The sequence below is a fragment of the Marinococcus luteus genome, assembly GCF_900106595.1.
Lineage (GTDB): Bacteria > Bacillota > Bacilli > Bacillales > Marinococcaceae > Marinococcus > Marinococcus luteus.
The window spans coordinates 305,574-325,954 of sequence record NZ_FNNC01000003.1; the positions used below are offsets into that span (position 1 = coordinate 305,574).

Sequence of the window (20,381 nt, forward strand, 5' to 3'; positions counted from 1 at the left end):
GATTTGCGACCGAACTATTCTATGCTCTGCTGCCTGATCTCCATTTCATACATCCGGTTAAAACGGGCTTCTGTGCGGGCAAATACCGAACCTTCCGGATAGGTGCCGTCCTCGCGGCGTACCGCTCCCGCCCGTTCACCGGTCAGGATTTCCATGCCTTCAGAAATATGGCCCACTGCCCATACATGGAAGCTTCCTGCTTCCGCCGCTTCCACCACCTCTGGATCGAGCATCAAATTGCGGGCATTCTGTTTTGGAATAATTACGCCCTGTTTGCCGGTCAGCCCTTTTTCCCGGCAAATATGAAAGAAACCTTCAATCTTCTCGTTCACCCCGCCGATTGGCTGAATCTCTCCCCACTGATTGACTGACCCGGTTACTGCTATCCCCTGGTAAATGGGCACTTCTGCCAAAGAGGAAAGCAGCACGTACAGCTCTGTGCTTGAAGCGCTGTCACCGTCGATCAGATTGTAGGTCTGCTCAAAAGTGATGCTAGCTGATAAAGGAATAGGACGGTTTTTGGCAAACTGGCCGGAAAGAAAGCCGGTCAAAATCATCATCCCCTTGTGATGAATCTGGCCGCTGAGAGACGTTTCCCGCTCAATGTTCATCAACCCGCTTTTCCCGACGTACGTCTGAGCTGTAATTTTTGTCGGTATACCAAACATGGAGTCTCTTGTGCCCATGACGGCCAGTCCGTTAATTTGGCCGACCCGATAGCCTTCCGTTTGAATCATAATCGTTTCATCGTGAATTTTCTCCCGATACTGTTCGGGAATATGGCTTGAACGCCTGTATTTTTCCTCGAGTGCTCGGAAAATGTGTTCTGATTTGACGTAAGCATTTCCCTCCTGCAGCGCGTAGTGGCTGGATTCTACGAGCAACTTCGTAATATCCTGAAACCTGGTGGTCATTTTCCCCTGTTCATCTATTAACCGGGAGCTGTAGTCAATCACTCTGGATACAGCTTCCCGGTGAAACGGCAGCAGGCCTTCTTCCTGAACGTAGTTTTTTACGAAACCGGCCATTTTCCAGCTGTTTTCATCGCTTTTAGCCATGACGGTGTCGAATTCTACTTTGACTTTAAACAGCTTATCAAACTCTTCATCAAGTCTCGACAAAAGGTCATAAACGTAATAAGAACCGATGATGATAACTTTTGTCTGGAAAGGAATAGGTTCCGGCTTAAGTGCACTTGTTGGCAGCAGCCCCCGCTCTTCATAGGAGTTTTCTATATGCACATGCCCGGTCTGAAGCATTCGTTTTAAACCTGGCCATGCACCTGGATGCTGCAGTAAATCTGCGGCCTGAAGAATTAAATAGCCACCGTTCGCCAGATGCACCGCTCCTGGTTTAATGAAAGTAAAATTCGTGACCAGGCTGCCAATCTGTCCCTGGTACTCCACTTTACCAAACAGATTGTGATACGTTGGATTGGATTCGTAAATTACCGGTGCCCCGTCTAAATGCTTGTTATTTACGAGCAGATTCACCACGTACCGCTGATACTGTTTTTCTTTCATTCCTTCAAGCGCCCCTGCCGAACCTTCCTGCCCCTGGCCTTCGGCAAAAAAGTAAAAATGATCTACAACGTCCCGTTCATATGCGGTTAAATAAGCCGTAACCTTCGGCAAATGCCCGTACTGTCTGCGAAGCGGCTCAAATAATTTTTGTACCGCAGCCGAAGCTGTGTCCGCCATAAATATCTGCACATCTTTGCGGAAAGTTTCCTCCATTTTAGCGATACGCCGGAGAGCTTCCTGTACCTTTTCTTCCACGAGTTTTTCGTTCGCCCTCAGCTGTTCCTTTTCTGCTTCAAGCAGGTGCTGGTACGTCTCACGGTTCATTGGCTGACCGCGTTGAAGGGGAATTTTATTAATGCCATTCTGCATACGTTCGAGTTTAAAATGGTGCTGTACCGCGAACTGGTCGGTTTCTTTCCACAGCTCGTCCATCTCCGTACGCAGTCGTTCAAACATTTCCCGCTTCTGTCTTTCATGACTGTCGCTTGAGAATGCTGTCTTTAGTTCACGTTCGATGTTCAACAAAAGCTGTTCGATCTCGCGCCGGAAACGCTGGCCTTCCCCGGCCTGAAACGAAAGCACTTCCGGACGATCCGGATTATCAAAATTGTGAACGTAACACCAATCATCTGGCTGCTTCTGTTTCCGGGCCAGATTTTCCACGCTGTGCTGGGTATACGTCATTCTCCCCGTCCCCGTTGGACCGACCACAAACAAATTATAACCCGCCTGGCTCACTGAAAGGCCAAACTCCATGGCCCGCTCGGCCCGCTCCTGGCCGATCATTTCATATGGAAAATCCCTCATGTCTTCTGTCGTTTCAAATGAAAAGATTTCAGCATTAAATTCCAAACGAAGCTCTGCCGGAGACAGTTCATGCAGAGCAAGCCTTTCTTTATAATCATGATGATTCATAAAACGCTCCTCCTTTCACCACTATCCCGTTTTTCTAACGCGCTTTCGACGTTCGTGTTTGGACCAGAGCGCCGTATCGATTATTACTATCTATTCCCGTTATCGTCACTCCTATGCTGAGTCTTTTATATTTTCCTAAAAGAAAAACAGGCAGTTTACGAAATAAAGCTCATAATGGCATCTATAATACTGTAAACGCCGAGAAATATGCAGACTAAAACGATAACTCCACCTACCAGATTCATTTTCCAATGATTCACGTAATGGCCAAGCCGGTTTTTATTATTCATAATAACTAGAAGCATAATCGAGACAAACGGCAGAATAAGGCCATTCAATGCCTGAGCAAAAAGTAAAACATCGAGTGGCTCAAACCCAAGCCCTGAGGAAATAATCCCAATAGCCATCACGGACAAAAACACCAGTTGTGTAGCACCTCTCTTAAAATTAGCAGCTTTATAAAAATCGCAATATTCATTTTATTAAAAATATTACAGAGGTTTAAAATGATTCTTTTCTTTCCTCCCGCCATTCATACCGGCATCAACTAGGAAGTAATCATTAATTATTTCCTACCTTTATAATTAACGTTATTAAAACGTAATCTGGCTGAAACCTCCCGAATTATTCTGTTTGTTAGACTTACTCGTGGTTCGATAAATTGATTTACACCACGAGGAGGAACCTGAATGTTTAAATCCAACAGACAAGCACCAAAATATATATTATCCTCTGCCGTCGTTACGGCTTTAGCTCTAACACCAGCTTTAAGCGGAAACGCCGATGCATTCGCTGATCCTGAGTCAGACGAAAGCAGCAGCTCCAGCCAAAGCGAGTCTTCAGATACAGCAAACGAAACTGAATCTACTGATGACACCCTGCTATACCTTGGCGATACAGGCAGCAGTGTAGAATCTCTTCAGTCGACTTTAAGCGAACTTGATTACTATACCTCCGAAGCTGACGGTACTTATGATGATGAAACTGTACAAGCTGTAGAAGCATTTCAAACAGAAAACAACTTAAGCATAGATGGCATCGCAGGACCTGAAACAATGGGAGCATTAGATGAAACAGACGACTCCTCCGACGCCGGCAGTGAAACAGAAGAAAGCAGCAACGACAGCAGTGAAGATAGTGAAGAAAACGAAGAAGTGGCTTCTGCGTCCTCTGAAGAATCTTCGGAGCCTTCCACTGAAAGCACTTCAGCCAATGCGCCTGATTCCGGACTCGTCGCTTCTGCGGAAAGCGTACTCGGCACCCCTTATGAGTGGGGCGGTACTACGGCAAGCGGGTTGGACAGCAGCGGTTTTATCAACTACGTGTTTGAAGAAAACGACACAGACGTTTCGAGAACCCATGAAGGCATCTGGCAGAACAACGGTGAATTCGTAGAAGAGCCAAACGTTGGCGATGTTGTCTTTTATGAAGGTACGTATGACACAGAAGGCGCTTCTCACAGCGGCATATACATTGGTGACGACCAAATGATCCATTCCGGCTCGAGCGGTGTGGAAACAGCCGATACAACCAGTGATTACTGGGAAGAGCACTACATCGGTGCAAAATCGATCGATTAGTTCCTTCATATTGTTAAGTAACCGCCTCCCTGCTTGTTTGCAGGAGGCGGTTTTTCGATTGAGATACGTATTGCCTTATAAATTCTAATTGAATGTAACAAGCGCCCGGCACACCATTGCGGTGGTAAATACTGCCCCTAAAAATGAATGCCAATGGGCTTTCGATTCTGGTATATTTTCACGCTGCTCAATTGCTTGAATTAGTTGAACTAAAGCTAAAGGCATCCCGAGAAGAATCAAATACCACATCAGAAAATTTCCGGAGCTGATGCTTAAAAATAACACAGATGCCGACCCTGTCCATTCTAAAGATTTTTCTGCTATAATTACTGATTTACTTCTCTTGCGCTTCGGTTTATTTTTATAGGGTAGCCTGGTTTTCTGCCGTAACAATCCATCGAATATGAACCAAACAATCAATATCAGGAAAAATGGAAGCAGCACTTCTAAGATACTCTGATCCTGCGTGTACATAAAATAACCTTCCCAATCGCTTAATAATTCAATACAACCGGCTGCCAGAAATAAACAAAGGCTACGATAACGAAAATAGCGACAATGTTCATCCAAAACCCGGCCTTCACCATATCATCGATGGTTAAATAATCTGAACTAAAAACCGCCGCGTTGGGTGGAGTGGATATGGGCAGCATGAAAGCGCAGCTGGCAGTAAGGGCCACGATTCCCATGATGGCGTAAGGATCTACCCCAATGCCAAGCGCAAGACCAATACTGATCGGCATCAGCATATTCGACACTGCCGTATTGGACATGATCTCTGTCATAAATAAGACAATGGCAGCAAGTACTATTAAAATTAAGACAAAAGGAAGAACCTCAAGTCCCCCCAAAAGCTCCCCAAACCATCCTGTTAAATTCGAAGATTCAAACGCAGCCGCAAGAGACAGCCCGCCCCCGAAAAGCAGAAGCAGTCCCCACGGCAGCTCCTTCATATCCTGCCATACCATGAGCCCGCCCTTCTCCTGTTTAGCAGGAAGCAAAAACATCGAAGTAGCTCCAATAATAGATATAGAAGTATCGGACAGACGGTAGGCTTCCGGAATAAATCCACTTGTAATCCAAAGAAAACCGACAATTGTAAAGATTGTCAGAACCGATTTTTCTTCAAAGGACATAGGCCCCAGATCTTTTAACTGGTTTCTTGCAAAATCAGTTGAAATATCCTTTTGCGCTGTCACACGGAACTGAATTTTCGTTAAATAAAAATAAAGACCGGTCAATAGAATAACCGTTAAAGGAAAGCCAAATAAAAACCATTCTGCAAAAGTAACCGTACGGTCCAGATTGGAAGAAGCTACGGCTGCAAAAGCAGCATTGGGCACTGATCCTATTAAGGTTGCCAGCCCGCCGATAGAGGCCGCATAAGCCACTGACAGCAGCAGCCCCTTAGCAAAACGGTTCAAGGATACTTCATCAAAGAAATCTTTATCCTTCACCTCTTTAATTAACGCCAGCGCAATCGGCAGCATCATTAATGCGGTTGCAGCATTTGAAATCCACATGGAAAGCAGGGCAGTCGCCAATATAACGCCCAGCACAATGCGCTGACTCCCGGTGCCCACAAATGAAATAATTGTCATCGCAATTCGTTTATGTAAGTTCCATTTTTCAATCGCAAGAGCAATGGTGAAGCCACCCATATACATAAAAACAATGGGATCGGCGTACGCCATTGTTGCTGTCTCTTCGTCCGCCCCTCCTGTGATTGGCAGCAGAAAGATAGGCAGTAAAGAGGTAGCTGGTATCGGCAGGGCTTCTGTAATCCACCAGGAAGCTACCCAGGCCGTAACGGCAAGTACTGCTCTCGGTTCGCTTTCAAGACCGGTAAGCGACGGGATGAAAAACAACAAAGCAAATAAAGCGGGTCCCAGAATCAGCCCGATTTTTTTCCTTAATGGCATGGTGGCACTCCTTTCAAATAAGTATGTAAGCAGCGTTAAAATCCGATCGGAATATTCTGTTTTTTCAACACCGCATAATGCCCATTATATAGAAAAAAACCATCTATTTGGATATATATTATAAATGAGAGAAAAATAGGAAAAAAGATGGATACCTCTATGGCATCCACCTTCTGAACATTTTTATTTTACCTGCACATAGCCTGGATGCGCAGTGATATACAGGCCTGATTTTAACCGGAACATTTCAGTACTGCTTCCATCCACATTCACTTTTTCCATAATGGTGAATGCTTCTCCCTGACTGACCGTTCCTGCTACTGCGTCAGCATCAAAAGACGGACGGGAGCGCACATTCAGCACTTCGGCAAGGACTACCGCAAGTTTTCCCTTAACCGCAGAGGCTTCGAGGGCTTCCCACGTGTTCGGACCAACAACGCCGTCTACGTTTAAATTTTGCGACTCCTGGAAAGAACGAACCGCATTCTCTGTTTCATCTCCAAAATCTCCGTCTGTGCCGTACAACGGCAGTTTTTCCCCTGCATCAAGCAGCATCTGCTGCATCCGGGCGACTGCCGGACCGTTGTCACCGGGACGAAGCGTCGGGGTTAAGTCTTCTCCTACCGGATGGCCCTCACGCACCGCCTCCCTTACACTATCCATATCAATACCTGGGCACGTGTTTGACGAATGGCCGGGATATTCCCGATGTCCCTTAACGTCACCGATGGAAACACCGACTCCATCTGTGCCCCGAAGAGCTGCCTGAAGATCAAAGAACGAACGCTCCTGTGCCTCGGTAAATGAACTGCTGCCGACCAGGCAAACACCTATTAATGGGGTATTATTGTTTCCTACATGGTATGAAATCCGGTCGATTCCGTTGGCCCATTGAATTGTGCCGTCTTTTGTAATTACAAAATGATAGCCAACGCTCGGCCACCCGAGAGAATCCACATGATAATTGGCGAAGGAAAAAGCATCGCCACTTGTTGTTGCTGAGTGGTGTCTTGCGATTCCTGTAATCTGTGATAGTGACCTCTTTTGGTAGGAACCATCCCTTTTTACACTTCCCCGTACGTCGACGAGCTGAGGCAGCTGTTGAAACATTAAAACATCCCCTTTTTTCATATAGTCAGCCGGTATATTGCGGCTTCTATATATAAAAGGGGAGGCCAGGCTGCATTTTACAACCACTTTACCGGATTTTTTTCGTATAGCTTTGAGCCCATATTTCCAACGCTTCTAAGATTGGGAGAAGGCCGGTCCCCGCTTCCGTAAGCTGGTATTCCACCCGGACCGGCACCTCCGGATAAATGGCACGGGTCAAAATGCCCGCATTTTCGAGCTCACGAAGCTGATTAGTCAATATCTTCGGGGTAACTTCAGGGAGAATTTTTTGGAAAAAACCGTATCTTCGGGGAGTACCGTCAGACAGTATCTGAACAATATCTGCTTTCCACTTGCCACTAATTACAGCCAGCGTCACTTCCATCTCGCAATGTGCCTGGAATGGATCCATCATTTGAAAGCGCTCCCTTTTTTATACATACTATCATAAGAGAAAGCAACAAACAAGAAAGTGCGTACTTCCTTGCTGGCAATTTATCACCTACACTGAGGATAGGGCGTAAGCGCTCCTACTTCACTACTATGAGGAGGAATCAAAGGATGAGCAACAAAGCAGTGGTTTATCAAGGTGCTGGTAACGTTGAGATTCAAGACATTGGCTATCCTGATTTAGTACTTCACGAAGGCCCCGGGGTCCCTCCGTCCAATGTAGGACGGAAATGTGAACACGGTGTTATTCTTAAGATTGTGACGACAAATATTTGCGGAAGCGACCAGCATATGGTGCGCGGAAGAACGACCGCGCCTAAAGGACTGGCTCTTGGCCATGAGATTACAGGGGAAGTAGTGGAAGTAGGACGCGACGTAGAATTTATTAAAAAAGGCGATCTTGTCTCTGTACCGTTTAATGTAGCGTGCGGCAGATGTAAATTGTGTAAAGAACAGAAAACTCATATATGCTTAAATGTAAACCCTGAACGCCCTGGGGGAGCTTATGGTTATGTAGACATGGGCGGCTGGGTAGGCGGCCAGTCTGAATATGTTATGGTTCCTTATGCAGACTTTCAGCTGCTTGCCTTCCCGGACAAAGAGCAGGCTATGGAAAAAATCATGGACCTGACAATGCTTTCGGATATTTTCCCAACCGGCTTCCACGGAGCCGCTTCTGCAGGTGTACGTCCCGGTTCTACTGTTTATGTGGCCGGTGCAGGGCCTGTAGGACTTGCAGCCGCTCACTCCGCTCAGCTTCTCGGCGCCTCCGTTGTTATTGTGGGCGACCTTAATGAACAGCGCCTGAAGCAGGCAGAAAGCTTCGGCTGCGAAACTGTAAACTTAACAAAGCACGACAGCCTTGGCGAGCAGATTGAGCAGATCCTCGGCATACCGGAAGTAGACTGCGCCGTTGATGCCGTTGGTTTTGAAGCATCCGGCCACGGGCCGGACGCGAAAGAAGCTCCAGCTACCGTGCTGAACTCGATCATGACGGTTACAGAAGCCGGCGGGCAGCTGGGTATTCCGGGTCTGTATGTTACAGAGGATCCCGGTGCTTCTGACGATGACGCAAGACATGGGTCCTTAAAGATCCGTATCGGTTTAGGCTGGGCGAAGGCCCACACGTTCGTTACCGGACAGACACCGGTCATGAAATATCACCGCAATTTGTTAAAATTAATTCTGAGCGATAAAGCGCAGATTGCCAAAGCTGTAAACGCTACACTGATTTCACTGGATGAAGCGCCTAAAGGCTATCAGGACTTTGACAAAGGGGCCGCGAAGAAATTCGTTATTGACCCGCATGGTTCTGTCCGGTCTTAATTAAATAAAAACGAGCAGATAATCCTCTGCTCGTTTTTTTATGACATCCGGTCCCAGGATTCGATCCCTATAGTGCCGGTAAGTTTATAAAATTCCTTCCAAAGCTGCACGTGCTTAGGCCCCCAGGCTTCTTCCGCATGCACATGAGGCACGTAATCCAGAGTAATACCTGTATTTGACATCACGTCATCAAATTGAATTTTGGTCCGTTTCATATGGTAATCACTCGTTACCACCAGTGCAGAATCAAAATTCCGCTCCTGCATAATCTTCTTTGAATATACAGCATTTTCATGAGTGCTGACTGCCTTATTTTCCATAATAATCGCTTCTTCAGGTATTCCTGCCCGCACAGCCAGGTTTTCATTAAAGCTGCCATCTTCTCCATTGGTTAAGATCACTTTATCCGCGTAGCCTTTTTCCAGTAAATCAGCTACCGTATATAAACGTTCAAAATCTCCGCTGAGAGCAATGATAACGTCTGCGTTTTTCGGTTCATCCTGGTGTGTCAAAAGGGATGCTACGGTTTTTTGCGGAAGTGCAAAAAACGATGCATTGATTAATAAAGCTGCCCCTATAACAAAAAGCAGACTGTAAAAGATCTTTTTCATGCCTTGTTCCTCCGCCTCTAATGAAAGGTACGGATACATTGTATCAGAAAGATCGTTCTTCTTAACAGCTATTTCTGAACGGCGGACATATCAGCACGGAGAATTATTTACGCAAAATCACTCTTTTCCAACTTCTCTGCACAAAAAAACCTGCTCGCGCAGCAGGTTTTTATCATCGTTGGTCTTTTAGAGTTTTTTTACGAAGAACGCAGGGCTTCAAAAGCGTTAATACGCGATTCTACCGTCGCGTAAATGTTTCCGGCTTCTAAAGGAGAAACGTCGAATTTTTTACTGGCCAGAATTTCTACGTGTTCGTCATTCTTAGCTTCGTCGAACCGCTCCCCCCGCTCTGCCAATGCTTCATACTCATCTCGCATGTAGCGGAATATCGAGCTTTGCTGTTCCGGGAGCGAATTTAAAAATTCTTCTACGTCTGCATTTCTTTCAACCATTCTATTGGCCTCCTTGATAGCTTATGCCACCCGTTACTGCTGATAGATTCTTTATCTGATTCACCCAAGCATAACGGATGGTTCATTGTTATATAACTGGTTGATGGGTTTAGTATAACAAATATTACAGACTATTGGGAACAAAAAGCTTATACTTTATACAATATTACGTATTTTGCCATCAAGCAAATTTGTTTCCCTTTAGTTATTTTTATACCTTTGTAGAAAAACGTTGCTGTAGACTCAATGGCAGCTTTCCTGCTACTCTATAGATCGATCAATTGCGCAAGGGGACCAGGTCATATGAATGATGAACGTATTCGCAACTTAAAACGTGGAGAGCGGGGAGCTATCATCAGCATCTTCGCTTATTTATTCCTCTCTGCTTTAAAGCTCACAGTCGGCCAGTTGGCTAATTCTGCGGCTCTTCGTGCCGACGGTTTAAATAATTTAACAGATACAATCGCATCGATCGCTGTTTTGTTCGGGCTCCGCTATTCCCAGAAGCCACCGGACGCCGATCATCCTTATGGCCATTGGAAGGCAGAAATGGTGGCTTCTTTGTTTACTTCTTTTATTATGCTTGCTGTTGGTCTTCAGGTATTTGTGAGCGCGGTGCAGTCTGTTCTCGCCGGGCCGTCCGAGCCTCCCGGCTTAATTTCTGCCTTTGTCGGCGCTTTTGCGGCCGTCTGTATGTTCGGTGTGTACACCTACAACAAAAGTTTATCCAAAAAAATTAACAGCCCATCTATTATGGCTGCAGCTAAAGATAACTGGAGCGATGCCATGGTAAGTATCGGCACAGTTATCGGCATTGTTGGAGCTCAGTTTCAACTGTATTGGCTTGATCCGCTGACAGCTGCTCTTGTGGGCTTATTGATTATTAAAACCGGTTGGGACGTTTTCCGGGGCGCGGCGCTGCAGCTCACCGACGGCTTCGATGAAAATAAAATTGAAGATTACCGGGAAACGATTTCCAAACTGTACGACGTGCAGAAAGTCCGGAATATTAAAGCAAGAAATTACGGGAACAACACCGTGGTTGATATTACCATTCTGGTGGATCCTTCCCTCGATATCCAGGAAGCGCACAATACAGCTACAAAAGTTGAATACGCTCTAATCGAGCAGCACGGTGTACATGACGTCCATGTGCACGTAGAACCGGAAAACGCTGAGCACTGAACACTGCTTTTATTCAAGAGATTCAGCCCATCTCAATTTCCAGTTCTATTATCGATGAAAATGGGTATAGTTAAAAGCACTTGGCCGAGACTGTTCAATTTAGAAGTCGAGGAACCGAAATAAGAAATGGTACTGAACTTTTATCAGCTATTACTCTATGATCGTTTTGTAACCATTAAAGTTACAGGTGGTGACCAATAATGATAAATACGCGATTCTCTGTCGCTGTCCATATTCTTTCACTGCTTGCAAGTGAGCCGGAGCGAAGACTCAGTTCCAGTTACATGGCAGCAAGCGTTAATACAAATCCTGTCGTTATCCGCCGGATTTCAGGTATGTTAAAGCAGGCAGGCCTGCTGCAGACGAAGCCCGGGGTCTCCGGTGCTTTAATCACCAGAGCACCGGAAGATATTACGCTTCTTGATATTTACCGGGCGGTTCAGCAGGAAGACTTGCTATTTTCCACCCACAGCAGCCCCAGCCCTGACTGTCCTGTCGGCCGAAATATTCAAAGCACCCTGGACGAATCATTTAAGCGGGCACAGAATGCCATGGAAGCAGAGCTGCAGAAGCAGAGCCTGGCGGACGTAACGGCCCATCTCTTTGTATAGAATATGAAAAGATGTTTCTCTACTCCTATATGTAACTGTAAAAGCTATAAACAAAAGGGGTGATTGAGGTATGAAAGCAGGCATTATCGGCGCTTCCGGGAAAGCCGGCAGCCGTATTTTAAAAGAAGCAGAAGCCCGGGGCATAGAAACGACAGCCATCGTCCGGGACGCTTCGAAGCTTCCTGACAGCAGCCTGAATATAAAAGAAAAAGACCTTTTTTCGTTAACTGTTTCAGACGTATCAGACTTTGACGTGGTAGTGAATGCGTTTGGAGCCGCGCTTGGAGAAGAAGAAGCACATGTAGAAGCCGGGCGGCACCTCATTTCTATTATTCAGGAAGCTGCAGCTGTTCGTCTCATCGTTGTGGGCGGGGCCGGCAGCTTGTTTACAGATAACGGAAAAACCACCCAGGTCGTTGAAATGCCGGAATTTCCCGAGGCGGTAAAGCCCACCGCTAGCGGACAGAGCCGGAATTTACAGGACCTTCAGCAGACAACCGGCATACGGTGGACGTTTATCAGTCCGGCTGTAAATTTTGACGTAGAGGGGAGGCGCACCGGCTCTTATTCCACCTCCCGGGACGTACTGCCGCTTAACAGCGATGAGGAAAGCTATATCAGCTATGCGGATTACGCTGTGGCAGTTGTCGATGAAATAGAAACAGCGGCTCATGAAAACCAGCGCTTTGCTGTCGTTGGCGAGCGCGCATAAAACCCAAATCCGCCGCTTTTTTGGCGGATTTTTATATTACAGGCGCAGAAAAACAATCCCTGTAAGGACGACCGCAAGGATTACCGCCTGATACCCTGTAATACGTTCCTGCAGATAAAGCATCGAAAGCACCGCTACTAAAAGCGCGTGGGCCGCAAACAGAGGAGAAACAATACTTGCCGGTCCTTCCCGGAGAGCGGCAGCGTACAGCTGCATCCCCCCAAACGAAAAAACTCCTGTAATCAGTCCCCACCTGAATGCCTTTTTCGTATGTATATGAGCGGCGGCACAGGCTTGTTGCTTCTTTTCCCGATGCCATCCGTATAACGAATAAAGCATGCCAAACAGATAGCCTGTAAACAATACCGGCGTATTCTCAAGTCCCGCTTCTTCTGTTATTTTCAGCCCTCCATTCCGGAAAAACATAAATAACATGGCTGTTAAAACAAACCCATACCATACGCCACTTTTTATCGAGAAGTCCTCCTTCGGGTCCAACGGCAATACTGCAATAGCTGCCATAATTAAACCAATGCCGGCGTACTGAACTACTCCGAGCTGTTCCCCGTATACAAACACGCCCAGCAGAACAATCAGCAGAATGTTTGTATTTACCAGCGGAGAGGAAAGACTCGCCGGCCCAACGTTTAAAGCTTTCATGTACAGAAGGTTTCCGAAAGTAGATCCAGCCCCCACCATTACCCCACCAAAAAGCACCGCGAGGCTCAAATGCAACGTGCCCTCCATTAGAGCATATCCCAGAAAACCGATGCTCCCACTCGTATAGAGCCCCGTTAAAAATGGTGTTAACGGGAGCTGCCAAAAAGAATTAACCTTCATGAAAAAGGAAGAAAACCCAAACACTACGGCGCTTAACAGCGCTAAAATAAACCACATGTCCCGCACTCCCACTTGTTCTTATGTACTAAGAAGCCGCATAGGCAGCTTCTTTTTATAACAGATAAAACACGTGACCATACTTATCCACTCTGGAATTCGTACCATCAAAATAGACAGTTCCCTCCTCTGGTTCAAAAGGGTCCTTCGTTTCAAAATCCACTTTAAAATAAGGAGAACCGTCTATTGGTTCATAATGCTCGCAGGTATACGTCAGCGTAATTTCATCATTCACCTGAATACGGTCACTACCGGCGATCCCGGAATCAAAAACTACTTTTAGTGTCATATCTTGCTCTCCCTCCTATTTAACCTCTCCGGCTATTCTCTTTACGGTCCTTCAAATATATTCCCTGCTCTTCCTTTATTTATACATAATGATTGCGAAAAGAGAGGAATTGTATTATTTTTAAGCGGAGAAAGGGGAATTCCTATGAGCATCCGTCAGGCTGAAGCAGCCGATATTTACGCGATTACCGAGATATATAATGACGCAATCATAAACACAACTGCTGTCTACGATTACCATCCTTATTCGGCAGAAAACCGGCTGGAATGGCTCCGGACCAAAAAGCAAAACGGCTTCCCTGTTTTTGTCTATGAACAAAATGGACAGGTTCAGGGATATGCTTCTTATGGTCCGTTCCGCCCCTGGGCAGCTTTCAAATACTCTATTGAGCATTCAGTATATGTTCACCCCGGCACCCGTGGTGCCGGGGTTGGCCGCGCCCTGCTCCGCACATTAATCGACCACGCGGACCAGGAGGGCTTTGCCACTATGATTGCCGGCATAGATTCTTCCAACCCGGGAAGCATCTATCTGCACGAAACAGAGGATTTTGAATACGTTGGCACGGTGAAAAAAGCCGGGTACAAGTTTGAACGATGGCTGGATCTTATTTTTTACCAGCGTGCCCTCTCCGGCCCAGAAACACCCGTAGAACAATAAAAGCTGCTTCTCCCGGATAGGGGGAGGCAGCTTTTTACATGCTTCTTTTCGTTTGTTCTGCAGGAAATCGTTTTGGTTTCCCCTGTGTAGTAAGCAGCACCCCGGCTATCACAATCAGCGCCCCAACTACTTTGGCCGGTGTTAATATTTCTCCGAGCCACAGCACCGCCCCCGCCATCGTAACCACTGGAAGAAAATTCAGGAAAACCGAAGCTTTTGAGGCTCCAAGCTGGTCCACTGCCCGGTTATAAAACAACAGAGCGATGAACCCTGGAAAGAGCCCCAGATAAGCAAGGCTCGGCAGCTGTTCGCTTAAGGTGAAGGAAGGCACTCCGAGAAAGAGCCACTCCGCCGTAATAAAAGGGACTAAAATTATAATTGACACCCCCGTCATTACGAGCAGTACACCGTAGGGGGGAAACAGATGCATATAACGTTTTACAGCGATGGAATAAATGGACCAGCAGGCTATCGCCCCTATCATAATACCGTCGCCGGCGTTCCAGTTCATTTCCGCTATAGCAAACAATCTCCCGTTCATTACTACCCATAGTGCTCCTACAATTGACAGTACAACCCCGATCCATTGAATATAACGCAGCCTTTCTTTTAAAATATATGTACTTAATAAGACGGTTACTGCTGGAATTACTGTTTCCAATACAGAGACATTAGTGGATGAAGTAAATTGGAGCGCTCCATAGATGAAGGTATTAAAAAACGTGACCCCTGTAACTGTTAAAACAATAAGCGGCAGCCTATACTTCCAAAATACATTTCGTGCCTTCCAGGCGCTTTTCCATCCCAGGGGAATGATGCATAAGAAGGCAATTATCAGCCTGAAAAAAGCTATCGTAAAAGGAGGCAGTTCGTTGATGGCCTTTCCCACTAAAATATTTCCAGAATAAAAAAACACTACCATGATAAGCATAATATACGCAGCCATGCTGACCGTCCACCTTTTCTGTCCTTAGTATCACGGACATTTCCCGGGAAATTTTGAGATTTCCCTACATTCTCCCGTAACTTTCAATACTTTTTTCTTCTTTTACAAGTTTTCATAATAATTATACATTTTTATAGACTGTTAAAGCATACAGGAGTAACGACGTGTGTTACAATGCCCGGAGAACATAACAATGGAGAGGAGAAATCAGAGTGAGTAAAAAATGGATTCTGAGTACAGGCCTCGCCCTGTCGGTAGCTATCATTGGTGCCTGCAGCAACGGCGACGGCGGGGAGAATTCCTCTGATAACAATAACGGAAACGAAGAACAACAGTCAGAGGAAAACTCCAATAACAACAATGAAAATAACCAACAAGAAGAATCAGATGAAGGATCCTCTGATGAACAGGCATCCGGCGAAGAACAGGCGGAAGATTTACCTGAACCGGATTTAAGCGATGTACCTGATGTCGTCGCTACCGTGAATGGAGAAGACATCACCAAAGAGGAATTTGAACCAATATTTACTACAAACTATGAGCAATATGCTCCTCAAGCTGCTGCTTCCGGTGACCAAAGTAATGAAGAGCTCCAATCAACCCTGAAAGAACAGACAGCTGAATCCCTTATTAACCAGGAGCTTTTAGTACAGGAAGCTGAAGCAGGGGATTATGAGGTTAATGAAGAAGACGTAGATGAGCAGGTAAGCTCTATCAGAGAACAGTTTGAATCTGATGAAGAATACCAGCAGGCTCTTGAAGAACAGGGCTATACAGAAGAAGAGCTTCGCGAGGAAGCACGAACCTCTCTGCAGATACAGGCTCTCCTGGATGAAGAGCTTGAAGATGTAGAAGTCTCCGACGAAGAAGTCGAAGAATTATACGATCAAGTCTCTCAAGGCCAGGGAGAAGAAGCCGGCTCTCTTGATGAAATGCGTCCTCAGCTTGAACAACAGCTTGAATCCCAGAAACAGCAGGAACAACAGCAGGAATATACCGATGAATTGCGTGAAGACGCAGACATTGAAAATAACGTTGCTTCTGAATCAGAAGAAGACAGCGATTCCGAAGAATAACCGAACTAAAATCCCGGCTTAGCAGCCGGGACTTTTTATATAAACAAAACGACGCAGCTTCTCATGCAGAGGCTGCGCCGTTTTTTATATTTGTTTAGAAAGAAACGTAGGAACGCGGGTTAACAGCGTTTGATTTTGCTCCGTTCCAGGCACCTTCATGCACTTCAAAATGCAAATGTCTGCCCGTACTCCGGCCGGTGTTACCCATGACACCAATACTTTCTCCCTGAGATACTGATTCCCCGTTTGATACGCTAATGGACCTTAAATGAGCGTACAGGGTATTGTACGTTTCGCCGTTAACTGTATGCTCTAAAATAATTGTATTGCCGTAGCCGCTCATCGTACCAGCATACGTTACTGTCCCGGAAGCAGAAGCAGAAATGCTTGAGCTGCCGCCGTATCCGATGTCGATTCCGTTATGCGAACCGCTTCCTCGCTGGCCGTATTCAGAGGTTACGGGACCGGAAGCCGGAAGCGCAAATCCGGAACTGCTGTATGTAGACTCTGCGGCTACCGCTGTATCCTCTGATGAGTCAGAACTGCTTTTCGAAGAGGTCGAATCTCCTAAGTTCATCTCCCCAAACGTTTCCGGTCCGGCAATGCCATCTACTGAAATGCTTTGCGCTGCCTGAAAAGATTCAACACCCTGCTTCGTCAGCGGACCAAAAACACCGTCTACAGGCCCTGCTTCGTAGCCTTTATCATTCAACCACTGCTGCAGCTCCGACACATCTGAATCTTTCATTCCTGATTTAAGGTTCTGATCTCCAATGGAAGCATCCGCTACTGAGGGAGCGAATAAAATTGCTGCTGCTACTGCCGAACTCATTACAAATTTTTTCATAAATAGTGTACGTTATGTTTATTAACAGTGTTGCTTTTGGGCACGTTTGTGTTTCCTATATGTATAAACTCTGCCTGTTAATAAATTAACGCTGTCACCTCCTGGTTTTTTATTTGATATGTTTGCTTACGGCTTAGTATACGTAGCGTCTCTCAGTACTACAAGGTATTACACATTGTTGTTAGAAGACTGTAAACTATTACAATTTTTCGAAATATTACTGCAATGTTTGTCATGCAATAATATTCAATATTTAACCTTTTCCATACTTTTGCTTCATAATTTTCTAATTATATAAGAAATAGCTCCCGGAGACTTTATTCCCGGGAGCTGTTTTCTGTCTATATTTTATTTTTCGCATGCAGGAGATCCTTCACTTGTTCCACCAGGTCTTCAGCATCCTCCGGGTTATGAACGACATCGGTTTTGTCCATATCTACAATTAGTGTATCACTTGCGCTATAGTAATTTTCCAGCCAGTCGTCGTAGCCTTGCCAGAGCTTCCGGTAGTATTCCAACAGCTCCTCGTCCTGTTCGAAATCCCGCCCACGTTCGAAAATTCGGTCCATGACTGTTTCAAAAGAGCCACGCAGATAAACGTTAAGATCCGGTGCTTTTTTATAAGGAAGACCTTCAATTTCTTTCATCATTTCTTCAAGCAGGCCTTCATAAATGGAAAACTCCATATCATTAATGTTTCCGAGATCACGATTAATTTTTGTGAAATACCAGTCTTCATAAATGCTGCGATCTAAAATAGCATCGTCATCCTTGTAAGCCTGTTTGATCGATTGGAACCTCGTCCGGAGAAAATAGAGCTGAAGCAAAAATGGATACCTTTTTTCATTAATTTCTTTTTGATCTGCCTGATAAAACAAAGGAAGAATCGGGTTTTCCGATACATGCTCATAGTACACTTTCGAGTCCAAGCCATCCCCAAGTATCTGCGCGACGCTCGTTTTGCCAATTCCAATCATTCCACTTACTACAATCACCAAAAATAACCCCTCAATCTAATTATGGATTTGCACACATTGCACTATTATAATATACTTCCCTGCGCAGTTGCGACCATTTAAATTTTCCATTCTTCATTCAGCAGACTATATACTATAATATCCACGTATTGGTTGTGCAGCCAGTGTTCCTGCCGCAGTGTGCCTTCCTGCTTAAATCCCAATCTCTCCGGTACAGCACGGCTTTTTTCGTTGGCTGTGGCAACTTTAATAACGATTTTATTTAAGCCAAGCTGTTCAAAGCCATAAGAAATAAACGCTTCTACAACCGCAGTCATAATGCCTTTTCCCTGATAATCCTCTCCAAGCCAGTAACCAATTTCCCCAAGGTTGTTTTGATGATCCAGGCGGTTGAATCCGCCTATGCCGGCAATGCAGCCTTGAAAAACGATACCGGCAGAAAAGATTTTTTGTTCCGCCCATCCCTGGCGCACACTATGGATGAACGCTTTTGTGTCCTCTTCTTCATTCGTATGATCGACCCATGGCAGCCACTGTCTTAAATGAGCCCGTGAATTGTCTGTCAGCGCAAAAACGGCCTTGGCATCTGATGGCTCCAGCAACTTTAAATAAAGATCTTCACGAACACGGTATGTAAACATAAAAAGCTCCTCTCTTTTTCCCAATTTCATTATAAAGGACATTTCCCGTGCGTTATAATTACAGAGGAGAAACGGGAGAGAGCCGGCAGCAATCCCGAAGCTGGCAGCGGCTCCGGTTCATTTTAAAGCATACTTAAATACTTATAATTAATAAATAATGGAGGTGCTTCAACTGTCTGTTCTGCGACGCACTGGCGTAATGTTCTTTACAGTTATGCTTGTATTCGGAATAGGAATGATCTATCAGGCATTGACATGGGAGCTGAGTGACAGAGCCCATGAAATACTCCGACTCGGATTTTACCTTTCAGCGCTCATCACTTTAGCCTTGGCCGCAGCCCTTACTATTCGCGACCCAAGGATACGGGTTAATACCGCATCTCTACTCGGGGGGTTTCTTATCGGTCTTCTTTTTGCTGTAAACGCGGGTATCGCTTTTTATCAGCTCTTTATGTAACAACCAGGCTTTTAAAACAGCCTGGTTGTTGTTTATTCAGACATTTGTATTTCTCTAACACGAACGATGGTTTTCGCCCGTATCATAGCTCTCCCAATCGCCCCGGCATACGTATAAAAAGAAGAAAGGCGATTGCCTCTATTCGCACTGCGCAAGTCTTCATTCGCAAAAAAAGCACGGCGCTGGGCTGAACTGATCTCAAGCTGTACGCCCTGCATTCTTGCATTTTTATTACATATATTTCCTTCGTACTTTCCTTCTATGGCAGATGGAGGTTCAAAATCCACATTAAAACCGGCAGCAGCCAGCTCTGTACCTATAAGGTCTGCCGTGGACGTATCCAGTCCTCCTATATAGGTTTTTTCCTCCTCACCCCGGTACCCATGAAGTGTAACTGTAAATAAAGCTTCAGCAGCCAGTGAAAGGGCTCTTGGTTCATCAAAACGTGTGGATCTGATATGCAGACCTCTGTTACCAGTACGTTTTTTGGCACGAAAATCATAAGCGGAAAAATGACAGCTGCGGTGAAGTTCTTCGACCAGTTCACTTGTTCCTGCTTCAATAGCTCCCCCGTGCGGTGCCAGAGCTGCCAGGGATCTATGCCCGCCCTGAAGTACACGTATTTCATAATCACGACCTTCTAATTCTTCAGCATTTAATTCAGCATAATCAGCGTACTTCTTTTTCCTCATTCAAACTTCACCACCGCTTCTTTAACAGTAACCGTTCTTTTATCGGAACGAGTATAGTTTACCCTATTCCGGCAATTTTTAAAATAAGGAGAATGTTTAACCAGGGCGCCTTCTGTTGAAAGCCGTCTGAATAAAAAAAGCCAGCCCGGCATTTCGGACTGGCGTTGTCATTTAATTAAATGGAGCTTCCTACCGGATTCGAACCGGTGACCTCATCCTTACCATGGATGCGCTCTACCTGCTGAGCTAAGGAAGCAGATAAAATATTTCAGCTATGTAAGCTTACATATGCCCTATTCAGACACAAATATTATTGTAAAGGGCTTTGAAGACATAGTCAACCTCAATTATTAAATCATTTCATATAATAAAAGCCTTCCTCTCAAGTAAGAGAAAAAGGCTTTAGTGCCCGGCGGCGATCTACTTTCACGGGGGGAGAACCCCCGGCTATCATCAACGCTGAAGAGCTTAACTTCCGTGTTCGGCATGGGAACGGGTGGAT

At 45.6% G+C, this 20,381-nt stretch carries 22 protein-coding genes, 1 tRNA gene and 1 rRNA gene; 7 read left to right on the forward strand and 17 right to left on the reverse strand.

Annotated elements, in window-relative coordinates; genetic code table 11:
• Positions 1-14: 14 nt before the first annotated feature.
• Both BLV22_RS09085 and BLV22_RS09090 read right to left on the reverse strand, forming a co-directional pair.
• Entirely contained in the window at positions 15-2,438 is a 2,424-nt protein-coding gene (locus tag BLV22_RS09085; RefSeq protein ID WP_091614202.1) for a Lon protease family protein, read from the reverse strand.
• Positions 2,439-2,593: 155 nt separating this feature from the next.
• Entirely contained in the window at positions 2,594-2,860 is a 267-nt protein-coding gene (locus BLV22_RS09090; RefSeq protein ID WP_281241106.1) for a divalent metal cation transporter, read from the reverse strand.
• A 267-nt stretch (positions 2,861-3,127) separates the two neighbouring features.
• On the opposite strand from BLV22_RS09090, the gene BLV22_RS09095 reads away from it, so the two are divergent.
• On the forward strand, positions 3,128-4,018 hold the full coding sequence (locus BLV22_RS09095; protein ID WP_091614206.1) for a C40 family peptidase: 891 nt from the start codon (positions 3,128-3,130) through the stop codon (positions 4,016-4,018).
• Between the two features lie 84 nt (positions 4,019-4,102).
• Here the strand turns inward: BLV22_RS09095 and BLV22_RS09100 are convergent, their stop codons facing one another.
• The 4 genes from BLV22_RS09100 to BLV22_RS09115 all read right to left on the reverse strand — a co-directional run bounded on the left by BLV22_RS09100 (position 4,103) and on the right by BLV22_RS09115 (position 7,465).
• Complete coding sequence (locus tag BLV22_RS09100; RefSeq protein WP_091614209.1) at positions 4,103-4,492, reverse strand: hypothetical protein; 390 nt, start codon at positions 4,490-4,492, stop codon at positions 4,103-4,105.
• A 20-nt stretch (positions 4,493-4,512) separates the two neighbouring features.
• Entirely contained in the window at positions 4,513-5,940 is a 1,428-nt protein-coding gene (locus BLV22_RS09105) for an SLC13 family permease (RefSeq protein WP_091614212.1), read from the reverse strand.
• A 183-nt stretch (positions 5,941-6,123) separates the two neighbouring features.
• Entirely contained in the window at positions 6,124-7,050 is a 927-nt protein-coding gene (locus tag BLV22_RS09110; RefSeq protein WP_091614214.1) for a peptidoglycan-binding protein, read from the reverse strand.
• An 88-nt stretch (positions 7,051-7,138) separates the two neighbouring features.
• Positions 7,139-7,465 carry a winged helix-turn-helix transcriptional regulator gene (locus tag BLV22_RS09115; protein ID WP_091614217.1) on the reverse strand — a complete coding sequence of 109 codons (327 nt, stop codon included), beginning with the start codon at positions 7,463-7,465 and terminating at the stop codon, positions 7,139-7,141.
• Between the two features lie 146 nt (positions 7,466-7,611).
• On the opposite strand from BLV22_RS09115, the gene fdhA reads away from it, so the two are divergent.
• Complete coding sequence (fdhA, locus tag BLV22_RS09120; protein ID WP_091614219.1) at positions 7,612-8,826, forward strand: formaldehyde dehydrogenase, glutathione-independent; 1,215 nt, start codon at positions 7,612-7,614, stop codon at positions 8,824-8,826.
• A gap of 38 nt (positions 8,827-8,864) precedes the next feature.
• Here the strand turns inward: fdhA and BLV22_RS09125 are convergent, their stop codons facing one another.
• Together BLV22_RS09125 and BLV22_RS09130 are read right to left on the reverse strand one after the other, a co-directional pair.
• Positions 8,865-9,437 carry a YdcF family protein gene (locus BLV22_RS09125; protein ID WP_176967726.1) on the reverse strand — a complete coding sequence of 191 codons (573 nt, stop codon included), beginning with the start codon at positions 9,435-9,437 and terminating at the stop codon, positions 8,865-8,867.
• Positions 9,438-9,634: 197 nt separating this feature from the next.
• Positions 9,635-9,889: a hypothetical protein gene (locus BLV22_RS09130; protein ID WP_022794243.1), complete on the reverse strand. Its 255-nt coding sequence runs from the start codon at positions 9,887-9,889 to the stop codon at positions 9,635-9,637.
• 303 nt (positions 9,890-10,192) lie between these two features.
• Here BLV22_RS09130 and BLV22_RS09135 point away from each other — a divergent pair, with 303 nt between their 5' ends.
• The 3 genes from BLV22_RS09135 to BLV22_RS09145 all read left to right on the forward strand — a co-directional run bounded on the left by BLV22_RS09135 (position 10,193) and on the right by BLV22_RS09145 (position 12,397).
• Complete coding sequence (locus tag BLV22_RS09135) at positions 10,193-11,074, forward strand: cation diffusion facilitator family transporter (protein ID WP_091614225.1); 882 nt, start codon at positions 10,193-10,195, stop codon at positions 11,072-11,074.
• Between the two features lie 200 nt (positions 11,075-11,274).
• Complete coding sequence (locus BLV22_RS09140) at positions 11,275-11,685, forward strand: Rrf2 family transcriptional regulator (RefSeq protein ID WP_176967727.1); 411 nt, start codon at positions 11,275-11,277, stop codon at positions 11,683-11,685.
• Positions 11,686-11,755: 70 nt separating this feature from the next.
• Complete coding sequence (locus BLV22_RS09145; RefSeq protein WP_091614231.1) at positions 11,756-12,397, forward strand: NAD(P)-dependent oxidoreductase; 642 nt, start codon at positions 11,756-11,758, stop codon at positions 12,395-12,397.
• A 36-nt stretch (positions 12,398-12,433) separates the two neighbouring features.
• On the opposite strand, the gene BLV22_RS09150 is transcribed toward BLV22_RS09145, so the two are convergent.
• Together BLV22_RS09150 and BLV22_RS09155 are read right to left on the reverse strand one after the other, a co-directional pair.
• Complete coding sequence (locus tag BLV22_RS09150; protein WP_091614233.1) at positions 12,434-13,294, reverse strand: DMT family transporter; 861 nt, start codon at positions 13,292-13,294, stop codon at positions 12,434-12,436.
• 55 nt (positions 13,295-13,349) lie between these two features.
• Positions 13,350-13,583, reverse strand: a complete 234-nt coding sequence (locus tag BLV22_RS09155) for a hypothetical protein (RefSeq protein WP_091614236.1) — start codon at positions 13,581-13,583, stop codon at positions 13,350-13,352.
• Positions 13,584-13,727: 144 nt separating this feature from the next.
• Between BLV22_RS09155 and BLV22_RS09160 the strand changes: the two genes are divergently transcribed.
• Positions 13,728-14,243 (forward strand): GNAT family N-acetyltransferase, encoded by a 516-nt coding sequence (locus BLV22_RS09160; protein ID WP_091614238.1) that lies wholly within the window; start codon positions 13,728-13,730, stop codon positions 14,241-14,243.
• Between the two features lie 34 nt (positions 14,244-14,277).
• On the opposite strand, the gene BLV22_RS09165 is transcribed toward BLV22_RS09160, so the two are convergent.
• Entirely contained in the window at positions 14,278-15,189 is a 912-nt protein-coding gene (locus BLV22_RS09165) for a DMT family transporter (protein ID WP_091614241.1), read from the reverse strand.
• 212 nt (positions 15,190-15,401) lie between these two features.
• Here BLV22_RS09165 and BLV22_RS09170 point away from each other — a divergent pair, with 212 nt between their 5' ends.
• On the forward strand, positions 15,402-16,265 hold the full coding sequence (locus tag BLV22_RS09170) for a SurA N-terminal domain-containing protein (protein WP_176967728.1): 864 nt from the start codon (positions 15,402-15,404) through the stop codon (positions 16,263-16,265).
• Positions 16,266-16,359: 94 nt separating this feature from the next.
• Here BLV22_RS09170 and BLV22_RS09175 read toward each other — a convergent pair whose 3' ends face one another.
• The 6 genes from BLV22_RS09175 to rrf form a co-directional block, all read right to left on the reverse strand.
• Complete coding sequence (locus BLV22_RS09175) at positions 16,360-17,097, reverse strand: peptidoglycan DD-metalloendopeptidase family protein (RefSeq protein ID WP_176967729.1); 738 nt, start codon at positions 17,095-17,097, stop codon at positions 16,360-16,362.
• 356 nt (positions 17,098-17,453) lie between these two features.
• On the reverse strand, positions 17,454-18,107 hold the full coding sequence (locus BLV22_RS09180; RefSeq protein ID WP_091614248.1) for a deoxynucleoside kinase: 654 nt from the start codon (positions 18,105-18,107) through the stop codon (positions 17,454-17,456).
• Between the two features lie 80 nt (positions 18,108-18,187).
• Positions 18,188-18,730 carry a GNAT family N-acetyltransferase gene (locus BLV22_RS09185; RefSeq protein WP_091614289.1) on the reverse strand — a complete coding sequence of 181 codons (543 nt, stop codon included), beginning with the start codon at positions 18,728-18,730 and terminating at the stop codon, positions 18,188-18,190.
• Positions 18,731-19,219: 489 nt separating this feature from the next.
• Positions 19,220-19,879 carry a poly-gamma-glutamate hydrolase family protein gene (locus tag BLV22_RS09195; RefSeq protein ID WP_091614253.1) on the reverse strand — a complete coding sequence of 220 codons (660 nt, stop codon included), beginning with the start codon at positions 19,877-19,879 and terminating at the stop codon, positions 19,220-19,222.
• Between the two features lie 180 nt (positions 19,880-20,059).
• A tRNA-Thr gene (locus tag BLV22_RS09200) sits at positions 20,060-20,135 on the reverse strand.
• Between the two features lie 151 nt (positions 20,136-20,286).
• A 5S ribosomal RNA gene (gene rrf / locus BLV22_RS09205) occupies positions 20,287-20,381 on the reverse strand; the annotation flags it as partial.

Bases quoted from the DNA above. Each gene is read 5' to 3' on its own strand.
- BLV22_RS09085 (WP_091614202.1), bottom strand. From the start codon at position 2,438: ATGAATCATCATGATTATAAAGAAAGGCTTGCTCTGCATGAACTGTCT.
- BLV22_RS09095 (WP_091614206.1), top strand. From the start codon at position 3,128: ATGTTTAAATCCAACAGACAAGCACCAAAATATATATTATCCTCTGCC.
- BLV22_RS09100 (WP_091614209.1), bottom strand. From the start codon at position 4,492: ATGTACACGCAGGATCAGAGTATCTTAGAAGTGCTGCTTCCATTTTTC.
- BLV22_RS09105 (WP_091614212.1), bottom strand. From the start codon at position 5,940: ATGCCATTAAGGAAAAAAATCGGGCTGATTCTGGGACCCGCTTTATTT.
- BLV22_RS09110 (WP_091614214.1), bottom strand. From the start codon at position 7,050: ATGTTTCAACAGCTGCCTCAGCTCGTCGACGTACGGGGAAGTGTAAAA.
- BLV22_RS09115 (WP_091614217.1), bottom strand. From the start codon at position 7,465: ATGATGGATCCATTCCAGGCACATTGCGAGATGGAAGTGACGCTGGCT.
- fdhA (WP_091614219.1), top strand. From the start codon at position 7,612: ATGAGCAACAAAGCAGTGGTTTATCAAGGTGCTGGTAACGTTGAGATT.
- BLV22_RS09125 (WP_176967726.1), bottom strand. From the start codon at position 9,437: ATGAAAAAGATCTTTTACAGTCTGCTTTTTGTTATAGGGGCAGCTTTA.
- BLV22_RS09130 (WP_022794243.1), bottom strand. From the start codon at position 9,889: ATGGTTGAAAGAAATGCAGACGTAGAAGAATTTTTAAATTCGCTCCCG.
- BLV22_RS09135 (WP_091614225.1), top strand. From the start codon at position 10,193: ATGAATGATGAACGTATTCGCAACTTAAAACGTGGAGAGCGGGGAGCT.
- BLV22_RS09140 (WP_176967727.1), top strand. From the start codon at position 11,275: ATGATAAATACGCGATTCTCTGTCGCTGTCCATATTCTTTCACTGCTT.
- BLV22_RS09145 (WP_091614231.1), top strand. From the start codon at position 11,756: ATGAAAGCAGGCATTATCGGCGCTTCCGGGAAAGCCGGCAGCCGTATT.
- BLV22_RS09150 (WP_091614233.1), bottom strand. From the start codon at position 13,294: ATGTGGTTTATTTTAGCGCTGTTAAGCGCCGTAGTGTTTGGGTTTTCT.
- BLV22_RS09155 (WP_091614236.1), bottom strand. From the start codon at position 13,583: ATGACACTAAAAGTAGTTTTTGATTCCGGGATCGCCGGTAGTGACCGT.
- BLV22_RS09160 (WP_091614238.1), top strand. From the start codon at position 13,728: ATGAGCATCCGTCAGGCTGAAGCAGCCGATATTTACGCGATTACCGAG.
- BLV22_RS09165 (WP_091614241.1), bottom strand. From the start codon at position 15,189: ATGGCTGCGTATATTATGCTTATCATGGTAGTGTTTTTTTATTCTGGA.
- BLV22_RS09175 (WP_176967729.1), bottom strand. From the start codon at position 17,097: ATGAGTTCGGCAGTAGCAGCAGCAATTTTATTCGCTCCCTCAGTAGCG.
- BLV22_RS09185 (WP_091614289.1), bottom strand. From the start codon at position 18,730: ATGTTTACATACCGTGTTCGTGAAGATCTTTATTTAAAGTTGCTGGAG.
- BLV22_RS09195 (WP_091614253.1), bottom strand. From the start codon at position 19,879: ATGAGGAAAAAGAAGTACGCTGATTATGCTGAATTAAATGCTGAAGAA.